The organism is Parapedobacter flavus, from assembly GCF_035818675.1.
Lineage (GTDB): Bacteria > Bacteroidota > Bacteroidia > Sphingobacteriales > Sphingobacteriaceae > Parapedobacter > Parapedobacter flavus.
The window spans coordinates 1-22,722 of the sequence record NZ_JAYKZZ010000022.1 but is presented as its reverse complement, the minus strand read 5'-3'; the positions used below and the strand labels follow the sequence as shown (position 1 = coordinate 22,722).

Genomic DNA, 22,722 nt, shown 5'->3' with positions numbered 1-22,722 from the left:
TGGTTACCTTCTAATTATCAAACCACCACATTCACAATCCGGCCCTTCACGTAAACCACTTTTCTTACCGGCTTACCATCCAAATAACGCAGTACGTCTTCGTTGGCAAGTACCGCCCGCTCCACATCAGCCTGCTCAAGATCAAGCGGCAACGTCAAGTTCAACCGCGTTTTTCCGTTGACCGAGATGGGATAGGAAAATTCGTTCTCGACCAAGTATTCGGGATTGAAAGCCGGATATTGGGCAAACGAAAGCGTACCCGATGCATGGCCCAACAACGTCCACAACTCTTCGGTAATATGTGGTGCGTACGGGTGCAATACCACGCATAGCTCCTGCAAGATAGCCCGCTTGTTGCATTTCAGATCAGTGAGCTCATTCACGCAAATCATAAAAGACGAAACCGATGTGTTAAAAGAAAAGCGCTCGATATCATCTTCTACCTTTTTGATGATCTTATGCAGGGCTTTCCATTCAGCCTTATCCGGCTCTCCGTCACTGACAGCAAATCCGCCATCCGCATCATGAAATAGTTTCCAAAACTTACGAAGGAACTTATAAACGCCTTCGATCCCGTTGGTATTCCACGGCTTGCTTTGCTCCAACGGGCCAAGGAACATCTCATACATCCGTAAAGTATCTGCCCCGTACTGGTCAATGATGTCGTCCGGGTTCATCACGTTATACTTGGATTTCGACATCTTTTCCACCTCGTGTCCACAAACGTATTTCCCATCCTCGAGGATAAACTCGGCGTCAACGAAGTCTGGCCGGAACTGCCGGAATTTATCCAAATCGAGCACATCGTTGCTCACGATATTCACGTCGACATGCAGGGCTATCGTTTGGTATGCGTCTTTCAACCCATAAGAAACAAAGGTGTTTGTACCCTTCCCATCCTTATCAAGTACACGGTACACAAAGCTACTCCGTCCTTGGATCATCCCCTGATTGATGAGCTTCTTGAACGGTTCTTCCTCCGGTACATGCCCCAGATCCTTGAGGAACTTATTCCAGAAACGGCTATATAACAGGTGTCCGGTGGCATGTTCCGATCCACCGATATACAGGTCCACATCCCGCCAGTAGTCCACGGCGGCTTCTGAAGCAAACGATTGATCGTTCGTGGCATCCATATAGCGGTACCAATACCAGCTGGAGCCCGCCCAACCGGGCATTGTGCTCAGCTCATATTCGAATTTGCCCTGATATTTCCAGCCTTTCGCCCGGCCCAATGGCGGTTCGCCGGTTTCCGTAGGCAAATATTTATCCACTTCGGGCAACAGCAAAGGCAGCTCACCCTTATCGATCAACTCCGGTAGTCCGTCCTTGAAATATACAGGCACAGGTTCGCCCCAGTACCGCTGCCTACCGAACACCGCGTCGCGCATCCGGTAGGTCACGGTGGCTTCGCCGGCACCGATAGACGCCAGCTCGGCAATAAGCGTTTCCACCGCTTCGTGATAGGTCATCCCGTTGATGATACCCGAGTTGATATACCGCCCCGCTTTGGTCGGGTCTGCCTGTTCATCCAACTGCTGCGCATCTGAAATGGGGATAATGGGCAAGCTGAAATGGTTGGAAAACAGGTAGTCGCGTTGGTCGCCCGAAGGCACGGCCATCACGGCTCCGGTACCATAGCCCGCCAATACGTAATCAGCAATCCATATCGGCACCTCTTTGCCGGTCAGTGGATGCACGGCATGGCTCCCCGTAAACGCGCCCGATACGGACCGGGCGTCGGCCATCCGGTCGAGTTCAGATTTCTTTTTGGTCTGCGCAATGTAGGTGGTTACATCGGCACGGTATTCCTCGGTGGTTAGTTGCCCAACCCATTCGTGCTCGGGCGCCAGGACCAATGCATTCACACCATAAATGGTATCTACCCGTGTGGTAAACACCTCGATGGCTCGATCTTCGCCCAGCGCGGGTACGGGGAATCGTACGTTGGCGCCGACGCTCTTGCCTATCCAGTTGCGCTGCATCTCCACGAGGGGCTCCGGCCAGTCGATGGTTTCCAAACCACTTAACAACCTTTCCGCATACGCGGTGATCCGCATGCTCCACTGCATCATCTTCTTTTGCTCCACGGGGTATCCACCCCGTTCGGAAACACCGTTGACCACTTCATCATTGGCCAGCACCGTACCCAGCGCCGCACACCAATTTACCGTGCTTTCACGCAGGTAAGCCAACCGGTACTTCAACAGTTCACGCTGTTGCTCTTCCGTGTTAAATGCTTTCCATTCGTCAGCAGTAAACGAACGGGCATCATCGTCGCGAACCGCGCTAATCCCGTCAGACCCGTGCTTCTCGAACTGCGCAACCAACCGGTCAATCGGTTCTGCCCGATCGGCCAACCTGTTATACCACGAGTCGAAAAGTTGCATGAATATCCATTGGGTCCACCGATAATAATTCGGGTCGCTGGTGCGCACCTCCCGGCTCCAATCAAATGAAAACCCAATATTATCCAACTGTTCCCGATAGCGTTTGATGTTGGCTGCCGTTGTAACTGCCGGGTGTTGGCCGGTCTGAATGGCATATTGCTCTGCCGGAAGGCCGAACGAATCATACCCCATGGGATGCAATACGTTGTATCCCTTCAACCGTTTATACCGCGCGAAGATATCGGAGGCGATGTATCCAAGGGGATGGCCCACATGCAAACCAGCCCCCGATGGGTAAGGAAACATGTCTAACACATAATATTTGGGCTTTTCAGACGTATTATTTACACGGAATGTCTGGTTGTCCGCCCAGAATTTCTGCCACTTTTTCTCAATCGCACGATGTTGATAATCCATTAATTCGGAATTTAAATAAGAACCGCGAAAATACAAAAAATCTCAATCCCATGGCCAATATCTCATATCTTATCAGTATTTTCGCCTCCAAATCGAAGGGAAGATGGAAGCGTATGAAGTAAGTACATCCTCAAAAAAAACGAAATCTGTTTACATATCCACGGTGATCAGTATCGCATTGGTATTATTGATGACGGGTATGTTGGGTTTATTGCTCGTGCATGCGAAAAACCTTTCCAACTACGTAAAGGAAAACATCGTACTCAACATCATCATGAACGAAGGGGTGAGTGAAGGGAATGTACTTGCCTACCAAAAAGAGCTCGAATCCGACAATTTCGTATTGCGCTCGGAATATATCAGCAAAGAACTAGCGGCAGAAAACCTATCCAAGGAATTGGGTGAAGATTTTGTCGAATTTCTAGGTCACAATCCGTTACTATCGTCTATAGACATCTATATGAAAGCCGAATATGCGAATACGGACAGCATCGAGACATTCATCAAAAAGGTGTCGGCCAAACAGATGGTTAAAGAAGTGGTTTACCAGGAATCCCTGATCGACATGGTCAACAAAAACATCCGGACCATCGGCATCGTCATCCTGGCCTTTACCGCACTGCTTCTCGTTATCGCTGTGGCATTGATCAACAACACCATTCGCTTAGCGATTTACTCACAGCGTTTCCTGATTAAAAGTATGCAGATGGTCGGTGCGACCAGGGGCTTCATCAGGCGGCCATTCCTCGGGTACGGCATCCTGCACGGTCTATTGGGCGCGCTAATAGCCATCCTGTTATTGCTCCTAACCCTTCATTTAGGACAGCGGGAGATTCCCGAATTGGTATTTCTCCGCAATTGGTTCGAATTTATTATCATATTTGTCATCGTAGCTTTCCTCGGCATCCTCATTTCGGGGCTAAGCACCTATTTTGCCGTTAGCAAATACCTGCGGCTCAAATCCAACGAATTATATCGATAATCACTGCGTATGTCATCTTATAAAAAATCTTCAGCGCCCCAAAAAGCATCGTTTGTATTCGGCAAACGGAACTATCAACTGTTTTTGGCCAGTATTGCGGTTGTCGCGCTTGGCTTTATCCTGATGACTGGTACAGAAAACATCTATAGTTTCACCAAAATCACGTTAGCGCCCTTGGTCGTTGTCATTGGCTTTGCATTAGGAGTGGTCGCTATTTTAATAAAACCTAAAAACCACCGGGACAGTCAATGACGTTGTTTGAAGTGATTGTGCTGGCCATCATTGAAGGCCTCACAGAATTTCTGCCGGTATCATCCACCGGTCATATGATTATTACAACTGCGCTGATGGGCGTATCGCCTACCCCATTTGTGAAATTGTTTACGATAGCCATCCAATTGGGAACCATCCTCTCCGTGTTGGCATTGTATTACCGCCGCTTTTTCCGTTCGCTCGACTTTTATTATAAGTTAGTTGTTGCAGCCATTCCCGCGTCCATCCTTGGCTATCTATTCAGCGATACCATCGACGGGTTATTGGAAAGCCCGATGGTGGTGGGTATCATGCTCGTCGTCGGTGGCGTGGTCTTATTATTTGTAGACAAATGGTTCAACAAACCACATATCGATAATTCAGACGAAATCACCTACGCGCAGGCATTGAAAATTGGTTTTTTTCAATGTTTGGCGCTCATACCGGGCACTTCCCGTTCGGCCAGCACCATCGTTGGCGGCATGACACAAAGCCTCACCCGCAAGGCCGCGGCCGAATTCTCCTTTTTCCTGGCGGTACCCATGATGTTTGGTGCCACAGTACTGAAGCTGAAAGACTATTTCGACGAAGGGCATGCGTTAAGTGGCCCAGAAATCAACCAACTCATCATTGGCAACGTAATTGGTTTTATCGTCGCCATCATTGCCATCAAATCGTTCATCGGCGTCGTATCCAAATACGGCTTCAAAGCATTTGGATGGTACCGTATTATCGTGGGCGGAATTATCATGGCCATGCTCCTTAGTGGGCATAGCCTGCAAATCTTATAATGGCACACACCACACAACAAGCTTTTAATTTTGCCGACGGCGAAGTGCTGTTGGTCGACAAACCCCTGCGGTGGACCAGCTTCGATGTGGTACACAAGATACGCAACGCCATCAAGCCGCTCAAAGTCAAAGTGGGGCATGCGGGTACGTTGGATCCGCTGGCAACGGGCCTGCTGGTGATCTGTACAGGAAAGTTCACCAAACGGATCGATGGGTTCCAAGCACAAGAAAAAACCTACACGGGTATCATTACGTTGGGTGCAACCACTCCTTCATACGACCTGGAGCAGGAAATAGACCAACGGTTCGACCTTGCAGGGATTACCGATGAACAGATCCAAGAAGCGACCAAATTGTTTTTGGGTGATATCGAACAGGTCCCCCCAGCCCATTCGGCCATCAAGATAGATGGCGAACGCGTGTACGAGAAAGCGCGCCGCGGCGAAACCGTAGCAGTTAAGCCCCGTAAGGTAAGTATACGCGAATTTGAAATCGTGCGCATCGACATGCCACATGTCGAATTTCGCGTGGTATGCAGTAAAGGCACCTATATCCGATCATTAGCACATGATTTTGGAAAAGCACTGAACAACGGGGCGCACCTGAGCCAACTACGGCGGACCAAAATCGGCGATTTCCATGTAGTTGATGCATGGCAATTACCAGATTTGGTGAAACGAATAAAGGGCGTTAATTTTGAAGCATCGGATGAAAATATATAGGAACCTTGAAGATTTTATTCCGCTAGACAATGCGGTGGTCACCATTGGCACCTTTGATGGGGTACATGTGGGTCATCAAAAAATCATAAGCTCCCTGCGGGAATCGGCTAAGGCCATTAAGGGCGAAACGGTCCTACTCACCTTCTTTCCACACCCCCGCCTTATCCTCCATCCCGAAGACGACAGCTTGCGTATCATCAGCGATATCGATGAAAAGGTGAAACGCCTTGCCGATGCTGGAATAGATCACCTTATCATCACGCCCTTTACACGTGATTTCTCTAACCTTTCTCCCGAAGAGTACATCCGCGAGGTACTCGTGGGCAAAATAGGCACCAAAAAGATCATCATCGGCTACGACCACCGTTTCGGGAAAGACCGCAAAGGTTCACTCAAAGACCTGATGGAATACAGTGAAATTTATGGCTATGCTGTAGAACAAATCCCCGAACAGGACATCAATGATGTAGCCGTATCGTCGACCAAAATTCGGGAGGCCCTCATCAAAGGTGATATCAATACCGCAAACACCTACCTAGGATATCCATTCCAGCTGACGGGAAAGGTGGTCCGAGGCGATCAACTAGGGCGGCGTATCGGCTACCCTACGGCCAATTTACAGGTACAAGAAAGCCACAAGCTTATTCCGGCATACGGAATTTATGCCGTGGAGACATCCATTATCGAACCAACAGATCTCAAAACGGGCCCCTATGTGCCCCACCCGCCCGAACGCGTTATATACGGTATGGGATACATCGGCACACGCCCTACAGTAGATGGGGTAAGCAGAAGTATCGAAGTTCATTTACTTGATTTCAATGAAGACATCTACGGTGAAACGTTACGGGTAAAGTTCCTTCATTTCGTGCGTCACGACCAATGGTTCGAAAACATGGAGGAAATGATCCAGCAAATGAAAACCGACGAGCGGCGGGTTAAAGACTTATTGGGCCTTACGCACTGAAATAAGCCCGCACGTTTTTCCCTTCCACCCAATTCATGTAAGCACGGTTAACCACACGGTTTCCCCCGGGAGTTGGATAATCACCGGAAAAATACCAATCGCCTTTATGTCCTGGACATGCAATGTGCAGGTTCGCCAAGGTCTGGTAAATCACTTCTACTTCGGCATTGATATGGGCACCCCTAATGATGGCGGCTATCTCGATGGAAATTTCTTCATCCGTAAATGGTGCATAAATGGCCTTTACATAATTCTCCACGTCTTCTTTGGGAAGCTCCAACGATGCCAAACATTGCTGGTAAACCTCCTCTACGACATGCCCCAAGTCATGTTTATACAGTAGCGATACAGCGGCCTCGAAAGCCACAAATTCACCCATCCTCGACATATCGATGCCGTAACAGTCGGGGTACCGGATTTGCGGTGCCGAGGAAACGATGATGATTTTCTTCGGATTCAAACGGTCGAGGATGGTCAAAATACTTTGCTTTAGCGTTGTGCCCCGTACAATGGAATCATCCATGGCAACAATCGTATCTTCCCCATCTTTGACGATGCCATAGGTCGTATCGTACACGTGCTGCACCATATCTTGCCGATCGGCATCTTGCGTTATAAACGTACGGAGCTTCGCGTCTTTGATATTGAGCTTTTCAAACCGAGGCGAGATACTTAACATCTCATCCAATTCCGCGTCCGAAATTTTGTCGGCGCGATTGAGCAGGGTTTCTTTCTGCAGGGTCCGTACATATTCGTTTATGCCTTCTTCCATGCCATAAAACGATACTTCTGCCGTATTCGGGATATAGGAAAAAACGGTATTCTTGATATCGCCATTGATCGCAGTCAATACCTGCGGGCACAGCAGTCGCCCCAGGTATTTCCGCTCCTGGTAAATCGCCGCATCGCTACCCCGCGAGAAATAAATCCGCTCAAAAGAACAAGATTTCTTTTCCACCGGCTCCCTAAACATCTCCTCCGTTATGGAGCCATCTTTTTTAACGATGAGGGCATAACCGGGCTTCACCTCGTTAATTTCCTCAAATTTCACATTGAAAGCAGTCTGTATCGCCGGTCGTTCAGAAGTTACCACCAGCACTTCGTCGTTGACGTAATAGTAAGCCGGTCTAATCCCCGCCGGATCGCGCATCACAAATGCATCGCCATGCCCTACGATTCCAGCAATGGTGTAACCGCCATCCCACGTCTTCGCGGATTTTCGTAAAATACGTGCAATATCGAGGTTTTCCGCAATCAGGTTGCTAATCTCAATATTGCTATACCCTTGTTGTTTAAACTTATCGAATTGCTCTTGGTTTTCGGAATCCAAAAAATGGCCAATTTTTTCGAGCACGGTTACCGTGTCCGCTTTTTCTTTAGGATGCTGCCCCAGCTCATACAGTTGCTCAAGCAATTCATCCACGTTGGTCATATTGAAATTACCAGCGAGAACGAGGTTTCTCGTCATCCAGTTGTTTTGGCGTAAAAACGGATGGCAGCTTTCAATGCTATTCTTGCCGTGTGTACCGTACCGCAGATGCCCTAAAAGCACTTCGCCGGTAAAACTCACGTTCTCCTTCAACCATTGGCTGTCGGGATATCGATCGGGGTAGGCCCGTTGCACGGCGGCAAATTTCCGCTGCACATACTCGAAAATATCCGCCACGGCATTGGATGCCATCGAACGGTAGCGGCTGATGTAGCGGCTGCCGGGCTTTACTCCGAGCTTAATCGTGGCAATCCCCGCACCGTCCTGTCCGCGGTTATGTTGTTTCTCCATCAATAAGTACAACTTATTGATGCCGTATAAGGCCGTACCGTATTTTTCCTGATAATATGAAAGGGGCTTTAGCAGGCGAACTAGTGCGATACCACACTCATGTTTAATAGCGTCACTCATTGTATGCGTTGAATGGGCAAAGGTACGAACAAGTTTGTAAAGCACAACAACTATGCGTAATTTCGTCCCGTAATTTGCACACTGAATGTCTCAAAACACACAACACCTGTGTGAACTTTCGTTCGAAAACACAGAAATCGCTTTTCGGGGTAAAAGCGATAGTGATCTAAACAAGGCCTATTGGCTATTTAAGATCTTGAGTAATAATTTCTTGACACGCGTCGGTCAACCGATTACCGACTTTGCGCTGAAGGTGGGTTTACCAATTAAGGGCATCATACGCTCAACCATTTTCAATCACTTCTGCGGGGGCGAGACCATCAACGGGTGTATACCTGCCATGAATCGGCTGGCAAACCAGCGGGTAGGAACCATCCTTGATTACTCCGTTGAAGGTGAAAGCATGGAAAACCCGCTCGATGAAACCTGCGAAGAAATTCTCCGTACGATCGCTTGTGCCAAGACCAGTCCAAACATATCGTTTGCGGTCTTCAAGCCCAGCGGAGTGGGCCGCTTTGAATTGCTGGAGAAAATCAATGCCAAAGAACCACTCAGTGCCGACGAAAAACTGGAATACGAACGGATCCGGAAACGTTTCGAGCGGATTTGCCAAAGTTGTTACGATAATGGGATAAAGGTACTTATCGATGCCGAACATTCGTGGATTCAGGATGTCGTCGATGACCTCGCCCGAGAGATGATGCAGCTGTTTAACCGTGAAACGCCTATTGTGTACAACACGTACCAGCTTTATCGGCACGACAAGCTGGCTTCGCTGCAGGTCGATTATTACCTGGCGGAAACGGACGGATTTTCCCTCGGAGCCAAGCTGGTGCGGGGCGCTTATATGGAGATCGAACGGGAACGTGCACAGGAAAACGGATACCCATCCCCGATTCAACCCGACAAAGAAGCGACAGATCGCGATTATGACAGCGCTATTCGATTCTGCCTCGATCACATTGACCGGATTGGGCTCGTGGCCGGCACGCATAATGAAATCAGCAGCAAACTATTGGTTGACGAGTTAAATCACCGCCAACTCCCGCACGACCACCCCCACGTCCATTTTGCCCAGCTGTTGGGCATGAGCGACAACCTGAGCTTCAATCTCGCAGCTGCCGGTTATCGAGTGGCGAAGTATATGCCCTACGGGCCGGTGAAAGCCGTAATGCCTTATCTATTTCGACGGGCACAGGAAAACACCTCGGTAGCCGGCCAGACAAGCCGCGAATTGTCGCTTATTGATAAAGAGAAAAGAAGAAGAAAGGCAGAAAGATGACAACGATTATCCCTATACACGAAAAATTGGATCAACTCACCCAAATCGGCCGGAAAAAGGACTATAAAGCGTTCTTATACGATTGCGACGGTACGCTTGCGGACAATATGCACGCACACAGAGCAGCCTATAAAAAAGCAGCAGCAAAATTCGGTATTGCGCTCGACACCGCCATCATTGACGAGCTGGCCGGCTGGCCCACACCGTTAATCGCGCAGGAAATAAACAAGCGATACCAGACCAACGTGCCTCCGAATGAGTTCGCCACGATGAAGTCCACCATCTTTTTCGAAGACTTTATCGAACAGACCGTACCGATAGCATTTGTTGTCCAGCACCTGAAGAACCACATCGGCAAGGTGCGCATCGGTGTGGTCTCCGGCGGCAGCCGCAAAACGGTAACCCGCACACTGACGGTGATTGGCCTTATCAATGATATCGAGGTGCTCGTCTGTGCCGACGATACCGACCGGGGCAAGCCCTATGCTGATCCGTTTTTAAGCGCAGCAAAACAACTCGGCGTGGCACCGCAAGACTGCCTTGTCTTCGAAGACGGTACCCCAGGGGTGCAAGGTGCTATCGCCGCCGGCATGGACTGGGTACGCATCGACGAAATCATATAACCGTAGTTATCGCGGCACCGCTGCAGCTTTGAGCATCAAGTAATGCATATCGGTATTGCGAACAAACGGTTTGAGGAGCTCACACCCCGGGCCATACGCCGCCACTTCTACATGATCGCCCGAATGGCCGGTACTGCCCCAGCCTACCGATGTATACCTTCGTTGGATATCGGCAAATTCGGCAAACGGCAACTTGTACGGATTATATAGTCCCTCCTCGTCCCTGTCGGTGACATAATGCGACAATAACCGGATGGCTTCGTCTGCATTGATGGCATAGCCTTGCGCATGTTCGATCCGTTCGCGGACCTGATTCGCCGTAAAATCCCGATCAATCCCCTGCAACACCCAATCATTGGTATGTTTAAAACCGATGACTCGTTCAAACTTTTTCGTGGAGCCAAATAAGCCAGGGTTGGCATTCCCATGGTCGGTGGTTACGATAACCAGGGTATCGCCGTCCGCTTCCGCGAAAGCGATTGCCGTGGCTAATGCTTCATCGAACGCCAACTGGTCATAAAGCAAGCCACCAACATCATTGGCATGTGCCGCCCAGTCCACCTTCCCCCCCTCAACCTGCAACACGAAACCGTTTTTGTCCTTCGCTAACCTCCGAATTGCCGTCCCTACCATTTCTGCCAGCGACGGGGTCGTCTGTTTAAGCGCTGCATCATGCTCGCGATCTAACGCATAAGGTAAACCATCTTGATGAAACACACCCAAAACAGGCGCAGATGCCGACGCGGCATCGATGGCTAACATTTCATCCCGTGTCTGGGCAACCTGATAACCGTTCGCAGCGAACTTCGCGAACAAATCTTGCTTATCCTTCCGCTTATCGGCACTGAAATACTCCGTCCCTGCCCCCATCATTACATCAAAGCCCAGCTTCAGGTATTGTTCAGCGATGCCCGGCTGATCGGAACGGCTTTCGCTATTCACACAAAACCCTGCCGGAGTGGCGTGCGTAATAGGCACGGTGGTGACACAGCCAACGGCTTTCCCTGCGGCTTTGAATTTTTGGAGAATCGGCACTGGCCTACTTCCATCGGGGGCAACGTTCAATGAACCGTTATTTACCCGTACGCCGCCGCCCCACGAGGAGCTTGCCGCAGAGGAGTCCGTAACCAAGCTATTCGCCGAAGCCGTGTCCATCAGTCCGCGACTCACCAACCCCTGCTGATATAACGACATCCAGGTGCACAACTTGCCATCGCGAAGCTCGCTGAGCATGTTGGCCATGCTCAATGTACCTATGCTCATACCATCGCTAACCATGAAAATAATATTCTTGGCACGACCTGCGGCTAATGAACCATTTGCCGTGCCTCCGCGGAACCGGGTTGCCGCGGCGGCGTGAAAAGGTGATAATACGGCGGCGCCTGCGGCGGCAATAGCGGTGTTCTTGAAAAAATCTCTACGCTTCATGGAAAGAAATTGACGGTTAACTATTTAAATTTCCTAAAAATAAGAATATTACCTTAATTGGCGACAAAATCAGGATTAATTTATCGATATAACCAAACCAATGGTTAAACTTGGCCTTTAAAACGGATACGATAGATAGAGCATTCGTCAAACGTATATTGGACAACACCCGCAAGTTGGCTCGTTAACGAGTGAATCAGTCGGAACCCCAATGTTTCGTTCGTTTTTTGGCGCTTATCCTCCGGAACTCCTACCCCATCGTCTTTAAAAACCAGCTCATATTCCCTTTCTCCTTCCCGTTGCATATCCACATGGATATGACCTCCATCCCTTCCTTCGAATGCATATTTTAATGAATTGGTTATTAGCTCCGTCAATATCAACCCAACAGGTATGGCCGTATCGATATCCAAGAACACATCATGGGCAGTGACCTCGAATTGTACTTCCTTTTGATGGTCATTATAAATACTCAGCAAATGCGCCCCCAATTGTTCAATATAATCTTGCACATCCAATCGGTTGATGCTTTGTTGTTCATATAGTTTATTATGAATCAACGCGATGGAATGAATCCGGCTGCTGCTTTCGCGCATCATGGAAATCACGTCGGGGTTGGCCGTTTTCCGCGACTGCAGACTAAGGAGGCTATTGATAATCTGGAGGTTGTTTTTCACCCGGTGATGTATCTCACGCAGGAGCAATTCATTCTGTTTATTGGCTTGTTTCAGCACCTCGTTCTGAACGGATATTTCGGTGTTTTTTATGGCTACCCGATGGGCCAATTTATCCTTCTCCCGGAAATGGAAATAAAGGATAACCAATATGGTCAGTAACACTGCAATACCGGCAATCAGTCCGTACCGTTGGTAGCGTGTATTGGATAATAACAGCTCCTGTTCTTTGATTTGGCGCTCAAACTTATCCAATTTATAATTTTCGCTCATCTCCCGCCCCTGGCCGATAAAATGTGCCGCGTACAGGCTGTCTTTTGCATACTCATACGCGTTGAACAGGCTGTCCGCCAGTTGGCTATCGCCCATAGCATAAACTATTTTCACGTGAAGCGCCTGAATACGGTGACGCTCCAGCCCCATATCCACACTATCCAGCGAGGAATATAATCGCTCACATATCTCTAACGCCCCATCATAATCTTCCAGGAGATAAAGTTCCGTGGCATAAAGAAGCTGATAACTGATCGACAGCCCCTCATTGCCCACGGTATCAACGAGCGCGCCGGCTTCATCCAATACGGTGGCTAAACGCTGCTCATCGCGGTTGGCAGCGTATACATCACCCTCAACCAGTAACACACGTAAAAGTGACTCCGCAGACGATTTCAGGTCGAACTCCTGCTGGGCCGCTGCCACATAATGCAGTGCTTTGTCATAATCACGTTGTCCGGAGTAACTAATGCCATACTGCAGATAGATCGAACCCAGCGCGTCCGTATAACCCGACGCTTCCACCAGTTCTGCCGCATCGTTAAGAGCGGCGACAGCTTCCCCATAGTCTTTAGATATGGTGTTATGATAGTTGGCCAGCTCGATGTTTAGCTTGACCCGTTCGATATCCTGACCTTTATCGGTTGCCACACGAAGGCCACTGAGGAAATTCTGCAGCCCTGTATAGTACCGGCCATCCTGTAAGTAAATCTGCCCCAATCGAAGGTGGCAATCGGGTAAGTTATCCAAGAACTGCCCTTGGGCGTAAAGTGAAACCGCCTTTTCAAAATACCGGCCTGCAACATTCCATGCGCCCTTTCGCATGTACATCGTGCCCGTATAATAGTATCCATCAGCAATACCTTGGTCATAACCAATGTCGATAGACATCTTCCATGCCTTATTGATCAGGTCGTCTGACTTTCGCAGATTTTCTTCAACAGTCAAGAACGCATCCTCGTAGAAACCATTGATAACGGCCGTATCAACCTTCTGGAGGGGTTCATCACGTTGGGGTGCGGCATTCGACACCTGTTGAGCAATCAACAAAAAGACCCCTAGGGTAAAAAACATACCATTACGCTTCGCCATCTTTTGCCTTTGCAATTCCAGTCCCACACATCACCGAGGAACCTGAATCCTATTCTAATACACCGGCCCGCTCGCTCAAAGCGCGCCTTGTCAATCCAATAAATATACCGGTAGATGATTAGGTATCCAGCTCGGTTGTATCATCGCAGTAAAACCGAGGCGTCCAAAAACAGACAAATCAAATATAGGCGATTCGATTAACTAAACAAAATGAAAGCTTTAATTAATGGATCCGTTGCGAAATCTGTCAAAACCCGGTCACGATCCGTATCCCGCCGTTGGTGAAGTTCATTTCCTCTTTCGAAAGCCGGCCAATAGGCAGTTTGAAATAGGGCTCTATAGACAGGAAGAGTTGACTGGAAATGGGCAGTTTCTTGCCGACGGAAAAATTCATGAAACCCGCATAGCCTTTTCCCTGTAATGGCTTCGCGGCTATTTTTTCCGAAGAATAGACAAATTCGGTCGCCGCAAGGCGATCTGCGGTTGATAAGCGACTACTGGCAAATGTATTTTTGTTCAGGCGGTCGACATAATGACCCGTACGCCGCTCATCGAGGACAGCCACGTATGACACGCCTACCGACGTGTAGAAACCCTTTGCCATTTCATACCGTATATCCAAGGGGATATCCAGGGTCACCACGCTGCTTGTCAACGAAACTTCCCGCTTGTAATCGAGTGCCATTTCCGATTTTCCGTCGAAGTACGGACCTCCAGCCGATACATCGTTGGGCAGTTGATTGTCATAATGAGGTTGATAATTCGGATTCTCTCCTACCCCCAGCTGGGCGACCGATATCCCCGAACCAATGGAAAATTTGTCCGAAATGTGGTATGCAACTGCAAAACCGCCACCGATATTAACCGCCTCGCTGGTGAGTGATGGTGACACCATGAGCCCCAAATCCCATTTTTCCACCTCATTATCCGATTTCGGAAGCGTCCCAGCATAGGGCTCACTGCGGGTTCCGGAACCTTCTGTTTCGACCGCCACCGCCAACGGGTGTGGTTCCGAAGCATCCGCTATTATGGTATCGGCCGCAGTGACAGCCAAGACAGTCGGCGAAACCGATTCACCCTGGTCAACCTCACGGTAATCGGCATAAACCGGAATATCGGCCGGCTGCGTCACTGCACCCGGACGTGGGTGGCGTTCAGTGGTCGGACCGGGCACAGGGGCAGACACCGCCGGATGAATCCTCGTCATTTCGGCACCCGTGCTTTCCGATAGCTCTTCTGGCTCTTCCCCTTGCTCAACAACGTCGGCCGACTGGGCACCAGACTCATGCTGCACCATTTGGGGCAACGGCGGTGTTTCGCTTAAATATTGCGCTGCCCAATACCAGCCCACTGCCGCAAGTAGCACCGCCGCTGCACTCGAATAATAAGGCCATAGCTTGCGGCGACGCTTGCTATGAGTAGCCGCAAAGCGCTCCCAGGCACCGTCCTTATAGGGTTCGGTGTGGTTGCGGAGGCGCTCCGCTAGCCGGTGGATTAATTCGTTATGCTCTTCACGCTCACTCATCTTGTATATTATTCATATCGCGCTGTAATATCTATTGATGCCAAATACAATTTCCTGAGCTTTTTCTTCGCCCGGGTAAGGTATGTCCGCGATGTACTTTCGGGTATACCTAATAAGGTAGCTACTTCCTCATGCGAATACCCTTCTACCTCATATAAGTTAAATATCGTCCGTTGTATCTCCGGTAGCTGGAGAAGAAGCTTCATGATATCTTCCACGTGTAAGTCGCCCGTTACTTCAACACGTTGTTGCTCAAACTCACCCTCACTGACATTATCCAACGCAACGAATTGCTTCTGCGCCCGTAAAAAATCGATGGATATATTTACCGCTATCCGGGCCAGCCACGCACGGAACGACTTTTCAAAACGCTCGCCGGTGTCGTTGCTGTTAAATGTAACAACCTTCGCGAATGCCCGCATGAAACTCTCATTCGTCAGCTCCTCGGCATCATATTCGTTCTTCACATAACGCATCGTAATGGCGCGAACATAACCATAGCACTGCTTATATATGAATTCCTTGCTCCGCTCGTCTCCCTTTTGGGCACAACGCCGTACCGCGCTTTCCAACGACAACGCATGCTCCCTCTTTAAGTATCGGATATTAAAACTCACTACGCGGCTACACTCTATTGATCAGCTCTTTGAATTTACATTTGCAAATATACGTCCAAATCCATCGGTATGTAGCCCGCTTCACGAAAAATTAACCATATAATACGCTCATATCACGTTGTCTAGTCAATTAGACGGGATGCATGCAGGAAAAGCTACACCACTCGCTAATTTTGTTGGATCACTCTAATGAAAACTACCATTTGTCCATAAAAACAACTTAGCGCAGCGATCTCATTGATGCCCTTGAAAATTATTAAAACATCAATAACTTAGCGTAGCGATCTCATTGATGCATTGAAAAACAATTAAATTATCAATAATTTATCTAAGTTTGCCGCATAATTTCATACTGGATGAACACCGTACTATCTGAACAGGAAATACAGCGCCGAGATGCACTCGCTAAACTCGAAGCATTGGGGATAAATCCCTACCCTGCAGAAGCTTTCGAGATCAATGCCTCTGCCAAAGATATTTTAGCAAATTACGAGCGCGATAAGCTCAACTATAAAAATGTCAGCATCGCCGGTAGGATGATGGGCCGCCGCGTGATGGGTAATGCATCATTTATCGAGTTGCAGGATGCTTCCGGACGGATCCAAGCCTATCTGAAGCGCGACGACCTTTGCCCCGGTGAGGACAAGACATTATACAACACGGTTTTCAAAAAATTACTCGATATCGGCGACTACGTTGGGATTAAAGGGTTTGTTTTCACCACCAATTCGGGTGAGATTTCCATCCATGTGAATGAATTGACCTTGTTGGCAAAATCATTGAAACCCTTACCCGTGGTGAAATCTGCCGATGGTAAGACCTTCGATGCCGTCACCGACCCCGAGTTCCGCTACCGGCAACGGTATGTAGACCTGGTGGTAAACCCGCAGGTTCGTGAAACATTTGTCAAAGTTTCGAAAATCAAAACCGCTATCCGCGATTTCCTAAACGATCGTGGAGCACTCGAAGTCGACACGCCCGTATTGCAAAGCATCCCGGGAGGAGCTGCGGCAAGGCCATTCGTAACCCATCATAATGCGTTAGATATCCCCTTGTATTTACGCATCGCGAATGAACTTTACCTCAAGCGGCTTATCGTGGGTGGCTACGAATGGGTATATGAATTCAGCCGCAATTTCCGCAACGAAGGCATGGACCGCACCCATAACCCCGAGTTCACCGTATTGGAGTTTTATGTCGCTTACAAAGACTACTTATGGATGATGGAAATCACCGAACAACTTTTTGAACAGGTGGCCATCGCCACCAACGGAACAACGACCTTGACCGTTGGCGACAAAGAAATTTCGTTCACCGCACCGTATCCGCGGGTCAGCATTTACGATGCCATCAAAGAACACACCGGGTTTGACGTCAGCGGAATGGACGAAGTCGGCCTCCGCGACGTATGCAAGCAGCTGGGTATCCCAACAGACACCAGCATGGGTAAAGGAAAGCTTATCGATGAAATCTTCGGCGAAAAATGTGAACACCACTATATACAGCCTACTTTCATCATCGACTATCCGGTAGAAATGAGTCCGCTCACCAAAAAACACCGCAGCAAAGCAGGACTAGTCGAACGTTTCGAACTGATGATCAACGGTAAGGAACTCGCCAACGCCTACACCGAGCTGAACGACCCTATCGATCAACGCGCACGGTTTGAAGAACAACTGAAGCTGATGGAGCGCGGCGATGATGAAGCCATGTTTATTGACTATGATTTCCTCCGGGCTTTGGAATACGGGATGCCTCCTACCTCGGGAATCGGTATCGGTATCGACCGCTTGGCCATGCTGATGACCAACCAGCAAAGCATCCAAGACGTGCTGTTCTTCCCGCAGATGCGCCCCGAGAAAGTCGTCAAACAAGCAAGCAATGCCGACTACCATGCCCAAGGAGTGCCCGATGAATGGGTGCCCGTGCTCCAAAAAATGGGCCTAACCACCATCGAAGCGCTTCAATCGGCTAACCCCAATAAAGTGTTCAACGACTTGGGCGGATTACGCAAAAAAATGAAGCTTGATATACCCATGCCTACCAAAGACGAGGTGTTGAAGTGGTTTGAGTAGTTGGCATAATCACGCTTGGGCGTTTAACGCCGCTGCATACAATTTCATCTGCTTCACCATGGATAGCAATCCATTAGCCCGGGTGGGCGATAGGTGTTCCTGCAGACCGATTTGGTCTATAAAATAAAGGTCGCTTTCTACGATTTCCCGCGCGGTGTGCCCCGAGAGCACCTTAACCATCAATGCTACCAGGCCTTTAGTGATAATGGCGTCGCTATCCGCTGTGAACCCCACTCGCCCCGCCTGATGATCGGCATGTAACCATACTTTTGATTGGCACCCTTTGATCAGGTACTCGTCCTTCTTAAATTGTTCGTCGATGAGCGGAAGCTCCTTACCCAACTGGATGATATACTCGTATTTCGCCATCCAGTCGTCAAAAAAGGAAAAATCCTCGATCAACTCGTCTTGTATTTCGTTTATGGTCACTTTTTGAGATATGTGATATGTGATATGAGATGTGTGATTGAGATAGGTGTTTACAACCAACGATCTATAACAGCATCGCTGCGGACCGCTCAACTCCAGCAACCAAGGCATCAATATCTGCCTGCGTGTTGTACATCGCTATTGATGCGCGAACAGTACCGGGAATACCGAAACGATCCATCAACGGTTGCGTACAGTGATGGCCGGTGCGCACTGCTATTCCCAGCTTATCCAGAATAACACCCACATCGTAAGGGTGAGCGCCATCCAGCAGGAATGAAAGTACACTAGACTTCTCCCGCGCTGTACCGACCATACGCAGGCCGGGGACTTCCATCAACCGCTGGGTTGCATATTCGAGCAGCTCGTGCTCATACCGCGCAATCTGGTTCAGCCCAATCGCATTGATATAATCAATGGCATGCGTTAAGCAAACAACCGCTTCGATATTAGGTGTGCCCGCCTCATACTTAAACGGAAGTTCATTGTAGGTTGTCTTTTCAAAGGTGACCTCTTTAATCATCTCGCCTCCTCCCTGATAAGGTGGCATCGCATCGAGCCATTTTTCCTTCCCATATAGTACACCTACCCCGGTTGGGCCATACATTTTATGTCCAGAAAACGCAAGGAAATCGACGTCCAATGCCTGCACATCTATGGGCAGGTGCTGAATGGCCTGCGCGGCATCCAGTAACACCGGAGCACCCACACCATGGGCCAAATCGATGATGTCTTTCACGGGGTTTATGGTACCCAGCGCGTTCGAGACATAGGTAACGGCGACCATCTTGGTCCGATCGCTCAGCAGCGATCGATAGGCATCCATATCCAATTCGCCTGCATCATTGATCGGGATGACCTTCAGCGTAGCGCCCCTTTCTTTACAGCACATTTGCCAGGGCACAATATTGGAGTGGTGTTCCATGGCCGAGATGATGATTTCGTCGCCCGCTTTCACAAACGCACGGCCGTAACATGCTGCTACCAGGTTAATACTTTCCGTGGTACCTTTGGTAAGGACAATCTCATGTTCATGTGCCGCATAAACGAATGGTTTGAGTTTCCTTCGGGTCACTTCAAACGCATCCGTCGCCAATTGGCTAAGGTGGTGCACCCCACGGTGCACATTGCTGTTCAATTGCGTATAATACGCAAGAATAGCATCGATGACCTGTTTGGGTTTTTGCGTGGTAGCGCCGTTATCCAGGTACACCAGCGGCTTATTGTTTACCGTACGGGTAAGAATCGGGAAATCTTGCCTGATATGATCGATGTCAAAGTGTTCTAAAACGACTGGCTGTTCCATAATGGCAAATGTACGAGTATTTTTTCGTTATGCGTAGCGACCCGACCCACCCGCCAACCTACGAAAAAAACACTGACACGTTGATGACACGTTTGGGTATTTGCCCGTTTACTATAACGAACCCGTGACATGGGCCGCTAAATCACCATACGGTCTGATATTTGTGCATCGTATAGCAGATACTAAAACATACATTTTTTAATGAGACACTTGCTCTATACAGTGCTGCTAGTCCTTTGCTCACAACCCATACTTGCTCAACAATACACCCTTAAAGGCACTGTACATAGTACTGGCGACCACACGCCATTTCCCAACGTAACCGTTTTACTCATGAATGCCACAGACTCTATCGTGGTGCATGAAACACTGACCCACCAAGACGGTTCATTTGACTTGAAAAAAGTGGAAACGGGCGATTATGTGCTCCGTCTCCAATACCTCGGCTACGCGCCAACAGACGAACCGGTAGCGATGACCAAAAACACCAACCTCGGTGCGCTTTACCTGAAAGAAGATGCGCGGCTTCTTGATGAGGTAACCATCAATGTACGCCCACCAGTGGGCAAACAACTTGGCGACACCACGCAATTCAACGCGGCTGCCTTCCAAACCATGAAAGACGCAACAGCCCAAGACCTCATCGAAAAAATGCCGGGAATGAATGGCGAAGACGGCACCCTCCAGGCCCAGGGCGAGGCGGTCGCGCAGATCCTGGTAGATGGCAAGCCGTTTTTCGGAACGGATGTCAAGGCCGCCCTGCAAAACCTGCCCGCCGAGATCATCCAAAATGTGCAGGTATACGATAAAATGAGTGACAAAGCCGAATTTAGCGGGTTCGACGACGGAGAGCGCTTAAAAACCATCAACATCATTACCAAGCCCAACAGCCGCAAAGGGCTCTTTGGCAAAGCATCCGCAGGCTACGGCGATAACGACCGTTATATCGTGGGTGCAAGTGTAAACGCATTCAACGAACAGCAGCGGCTCACCATCACCGGGCTGACCAACAACATCAATGCCGTAGACTACTCCGCCGACCCCAATAGCCAAGGCGCTGTTCTTCCCCAGAACGGAATCATCAACACCAATAGGATCGGTTTGAATTATACGGATAGCTGGGACGATAAAGTGGACCTCAATGCCAGTTACCTGTTTAACCACCGCAAGAATTTCGGCGAGTCGTCCTTATTCCGGGAATATGTGCTCCCCGATGACGATGGCCAGCGTTATACCGAATCGAGCGAAAACACGCGGCGGAATAGGGACCATTACTTCAACATGCGACTGGAATATAACATCGACAGCAACAACCGTATCCTGTTCCGGCCGGACTTTTCGGCCCAAATGGACGACGCCAACAGTTTTTTTTCGGGAAGGACCCTTAACGATATCGGCCCGATAAACCAAACGGAAAATCACCGGCACGCCGATAATTTGGATATCGATTTCAATAGCCACCTCTATTACAGCAGGCGTTTCGCTAAGGCGGGCCGCACCCTCCGGCTGGGATTAACGACTGGCAACCACAAAAACGATGATGACGCCCATCGCGAAGCGGAAAATATATTCTATGACCCCGATGAGCGCGTGAAAATTATCCGGCAAAATATCGTGCGCGTGCGGAAAGGATTTTCCTGGGAAGCCAGCACCTCCTATACGGAACCCATAGGCAAACACGGCATGGTGGAGCTGGAATATGAAATAAGTAATAGCCGAAACGATTCCGATCAATTGACATACGACTTAGATGAAGCGGACAACCGTACGCGGATAGACACCGCCCTCAGCAATACCTTCAACAGCGACTACCTTAGGCAAGAAGCTGAAGTGGGCTACCAATACGCCCTCGAGAAGCTCCGGGTACAGGTAGAAGCCGAATTCCAACACGCACAATTGAAAAACGACCAAGAATTCCCGAGTTCATTTGCCTTACAACGCACATTTAGGAGCGTATTGCCCTCCGTACGGCTCGACTACGAATTCACCGATTCGAAAAAAATAGAATTCGATTATGATGCGCGGACCAACGCACCTTCAATCGGTGATTTGCAAGGCGTTATCGACAATTCAAACCCACTGCACCTGCGGACGGGAAACCCCGACCTCGATCAGTCGTACAGCAACCGATTCCGGCTCCGGTATCGCAGTTACAACCCAGAAACCGAACGCAGCTTCTTCGCCATGTTGCATTCCTCAACGACATCAAACCGCGTGGTTAGTAATACCATCATTGCCGATGAACCCATCGAATTAGCCAATGGCATCATACTCGAACGGGGTGCACAGCTTACACAACCCGTGAATCTTAGCGGCTACTGGGACATTGCCTCGTATTTCCACTATGGCTTACCCGTCCGCTTCTTGCCCTCCAATTTCAATATACACGGTGGCATCCGCCATAGCCATAGTCCCGGGATGGTCAACAACGAGACCAGCATCGTCAATTCCACCCGGTATAGCGCCGGTCTCTCGCTGAGCAGCAATATCAGTGACCGGCTCGACTTCAATATCCGGACCCGCTCGTCGTTCAACAATGTCCAAAATTCGCTGCGCCCCGCACTTGACAACAATTACTTTACGCAATCAAGCCATGTCAATTACAAGTGGATCATATGGGAGGGACTGATTTATCGGCTCGACCTCAACCACCGGTTCAATAGCGGCCTGTCGGAAGGATACGATAACACCACTTTTTTGGTGAACATGGCAATCGGCAAGAAACTATTGAAAAGTGAACGGGCAGAGGTCAGTGTCAACGTCTATGATCTTTTCGGGCAAAACAATAATATCCACCGGAACATTACGGAGACATACGTACAAGATGCCGAATCCAATGTATTGCAGCGCTATTTTATGGTAAATTTAACCTACAACATCCGCTACTTCTCACGCGGCACCACCGAGGATGATTATGAAGAGTTATATAATTAATCACTAGTGTCCGGTAAAAAATAAAAGGGTTGGCGCAAGCGCC

General features: G+C 49.1%; 17 protein-coding genes. 9 read left to right on the top strand and 8 right to left on the bottom strand.

Annotated features, from left to right (window positions below):
• Nucleotides 1-17: 17 nt before the first annotated feature.
• Nucleotides 18-2,807, bottom strand: a complete 2,790-nt coding sequence (leuS, locus tag U9S71_RS17000; protein WP_326328845.1) for a leucine--tRNA ligase — start codon at nucleotides 2,805-2,807, stop codon at nucleotides 18-20.
• Nucleotides 2,808-2,910: 103 nt separating this feature from the next.
• Here leuS and U9S71_RS16995 point away from each other — a divergent pair, with 103 nt between their 5' ends.
• From U9S71_RS16995 to U9S71_RS16975, 5 genes are read left to right on the top strand one after another with little or no spacing between them, the layout of a single operon-like run.
• Nucleotides 2,911-3,789, top strand: coding sequence for a cell division protein FtsX (locus U9S71_RS16995; protein ID WP_326328844.1), 879 nt, complete (start codon nucleotides 2,911-2,913; stop codon nucleotides 3,787-3,789).
• 9 nt (nucleotides 3,790-3,798) lie between these two features.
• Nucleotides 3,799-4,041 carry a DUF3098 domain-containing protein gene (locus tag U9S71_RS16990; RefSeq protein WP_326328843.1) on the top strand — a complete coding sequence of 81 codons (243 nt, stop codon included), beginning with the start codon at nucleotides 3,799-3,801 and terminating at the stop codon, nucleotides 4,039-4,041.
• A complete protein-coding gene (locus tag U9S71_RS16985) occupies nucleotides 4,038-4,832 on the top strand; it encodes an undecaprenyl-diphosphate phosphatase (protein WP_326328842.1) in 795 nt (264 codons plus the stop codon). The genes U9S71_RS16990 and U9S71_RS16985 overlap by 4 nt, the downstream gene beginning before the upstream one ends.
• A complete protein-coding gene (gene truB, locus U9S71_RS16980) occupies nucleotides 4,832-5,554 on the top strand; it encodes a tRNA pseudouridine(55) synthase TruB (RefSeq protein WP_326328841.1) in 723 nt (240 codons plus the stop codon). The genes U9S71_RS16985 and truB overlap by 1 nt, the downstream gene beginning before the upstream one ends.
• A complete protein-coding gene (locus tag U9S71_RS16975; protein ID WP_326328840.1) occupies nucleotides 5,541-6,521 on the top strand; it encodes a bifunctional riboflavin kinase/FAD synthetase in 981 nt (326 codons plus the stop codon). Before truB ends, U9S71_RS16975 begins: the two co-directional genes overlap by 14 nt.
• On the opposite strand, the gene U9S71_RS16970 is transcribed toward U9S71_RS16975, so the two are convergent.
• Complete coding sequence (locus U9S71_RS16970) at nucleotides 6,511-8,421, bottom strand: amidophosphoribosyltransferase (protein ID WP_326328839.1); 1,911 nt, start codon at nucleotides 8,419-8,421, stop codon at nucleotides 6,511-6,513. The two genes, U9S71_RS16975 and U9S71_RS16970, sit on opposite strands and share 11 nt — an antisense overlap.
• A gap of 85 nt (nucleotides 8,422-8,506) precedes the next feature.
• Between U9S71_RS16970 and U9S71_RS16965 the strand changes: the two genes are divergently transcribed.
• Both U9S71_RS16965 and U9S71_RS16960 read left to right on the top strand, forming a co-directional pair.
• Nucleotides 8,507-9,703 (top strand): proline dehydrogenase family protein, encoded by a 1,197-nt coding sequence (locus tag U9S71_RS16965; protein ID WP_326328838.1) that lies wholly within the window; start codon nucleotides 8,507-8,509, stop codon nucleotides 9,701-9,703.
• Nucleotides 9,700-10,326, top strand: coding sequence for an HAD family hydrolase (locus U9S71_RS16960; RefSeq protein WP_326328836.1), 627 nt, complete (start codon nucleotides 9,700-9,702; stop codon nucleotides 10,324-10,326). Before U9S71_RS16965 ends, U9S71_RS16960 begins: the two co-directional genes overlap by 4 nt.
• Before the next feature lie 6 nt (nucleotides 10,327-10,332).
• On the opposite strand, the gene U9S71_RS16955 is transcribed toward U9S71_RS16960, so the two are convergent.
• The 4 genes from U9S71_RS16955 to U9S71_RS16940 all read right to left on the bottom strand — a co-directional run bounded on the left by U9S71_RS16955 (nucleotide 10,333) and on the right by U9S71_RS16940 (nucleotide 15,935).
• Nucleotides 10,333-11,754 (bottom strand): alkaline phosphatase, encoded by a 1,422-nt coding sequence (locus tag U9S71_RS16955; protein ID WP_326328835.1) that lies wholly within the window; start codon nucleotides 11,752-11,754, stop codon nucleotides 10,333-10,335.
• 104 nt (nucleotides 11,755-11,858) lie between these two features.
• Nucleotides 11,859-13,793 (bottom strand): histidine kinase dimerization/phosphoacceptor domain -containing protein, encoded by a 1,935-nt coding sequence (locus U9S71_RS16950; protein ID WP_326328834.1) that lies wholly within the window; start codon nucleotides 13,791-13,793, stop codon nucleotides 11,859-11,861.
• A 247-nt stretch (nucleotides 13,794-14,040) separates the two neighbouring features.
• The gene (locus tag U9S71_RS16945) at nucleotides 14,041-15,318 is read right to left on the bottom strand and encodes a hypothetical protein (RefSeq protein ID WP_326328832.1); all 1,278 of its coding nucleotides are present in this window, start codon (nucleotides 15,316-15,318) and stop codon (nucleotides 14,041-14,043) included.
• Between the two features lie 8 nt (nucleotides 15,319-15,326).
• Nucleotides 15,327-15,935, bottom strand: a complete 609-nt coding sequence (locus tag U9S71_RS16940; RefSeq protein WP_326328830.1) for an RNA polymerase sigma factor — start codon at nucleotides 15,933-15,935, stop codon at nucleotides 15,327-15,329.
• 356 nt (nucleotides 15,936-16,291) lie between these two features.
• Between U9S71_RS16940 and lysS the strand changes: the two genes are divergently transcribed.
• Nucleotides 16,292-18,010 (top strand): lysine--tRNA ligase, encoded by a 1,719-nt coding sequence (gene lysS, locus U9S71_RS16935; RefSeq protein WP_326328827.1) that lies wholly within the window; start codon nucleotides 16,292-16,294, stop codon nucleotides 18,008-18,010.
• 9 nt (nucleotides 18,011-18,019) lie between these two features.
• Here lysS and U9S71_RS16930 read toward each other — a convergent pair whose 3' ends face one another.
• The gene (locus U9S71_RS16930; RefSeq protein ID WP_326328825.1) at nucleotides 18,020-18,439 is read right to left on the bottom strand and encodes a SufE family protein; all 420 of its coding nucleotides are present in this window, start codon (nucleotides 18,437-18,439) and stop codon (nucleotides 18,020-18,022) included.
• Nucleotides 18,440-18,503: 64 nt separating this feature from the next.
• Nucleotides 18,504-19,745, bottom strand: a complete 1,242-nt coding sequence (locus tag U9S71_RS16925; RefSeq protein WP_326328823.1) for a cysteine desulfurase — start codon at nucleotides 19,743-19,745, stop codon at nucleotides 18,504-18,506.
• 201 nt (nucleotides 19,746-19,946) lie between these two features.
• Here U9S71_RS16925 and U9S71_RS16920 point away from each other — a divergent pair, with 201 nt between their 5' ends.
• On the top strand, nucleotides 19,947-22,679 hold the full coding sequence (locus U9S71_RS16920; protein WP_326328821.1) for an outer membrane beta-barrel protein: 2,733 nt from the start codon (nucleotides 19,947-19,949) through the stop codon (nucleotides 22,677-22,679).
• Nucleotides 22,680-22,722 lie beyond the last annotated feature (43 nt).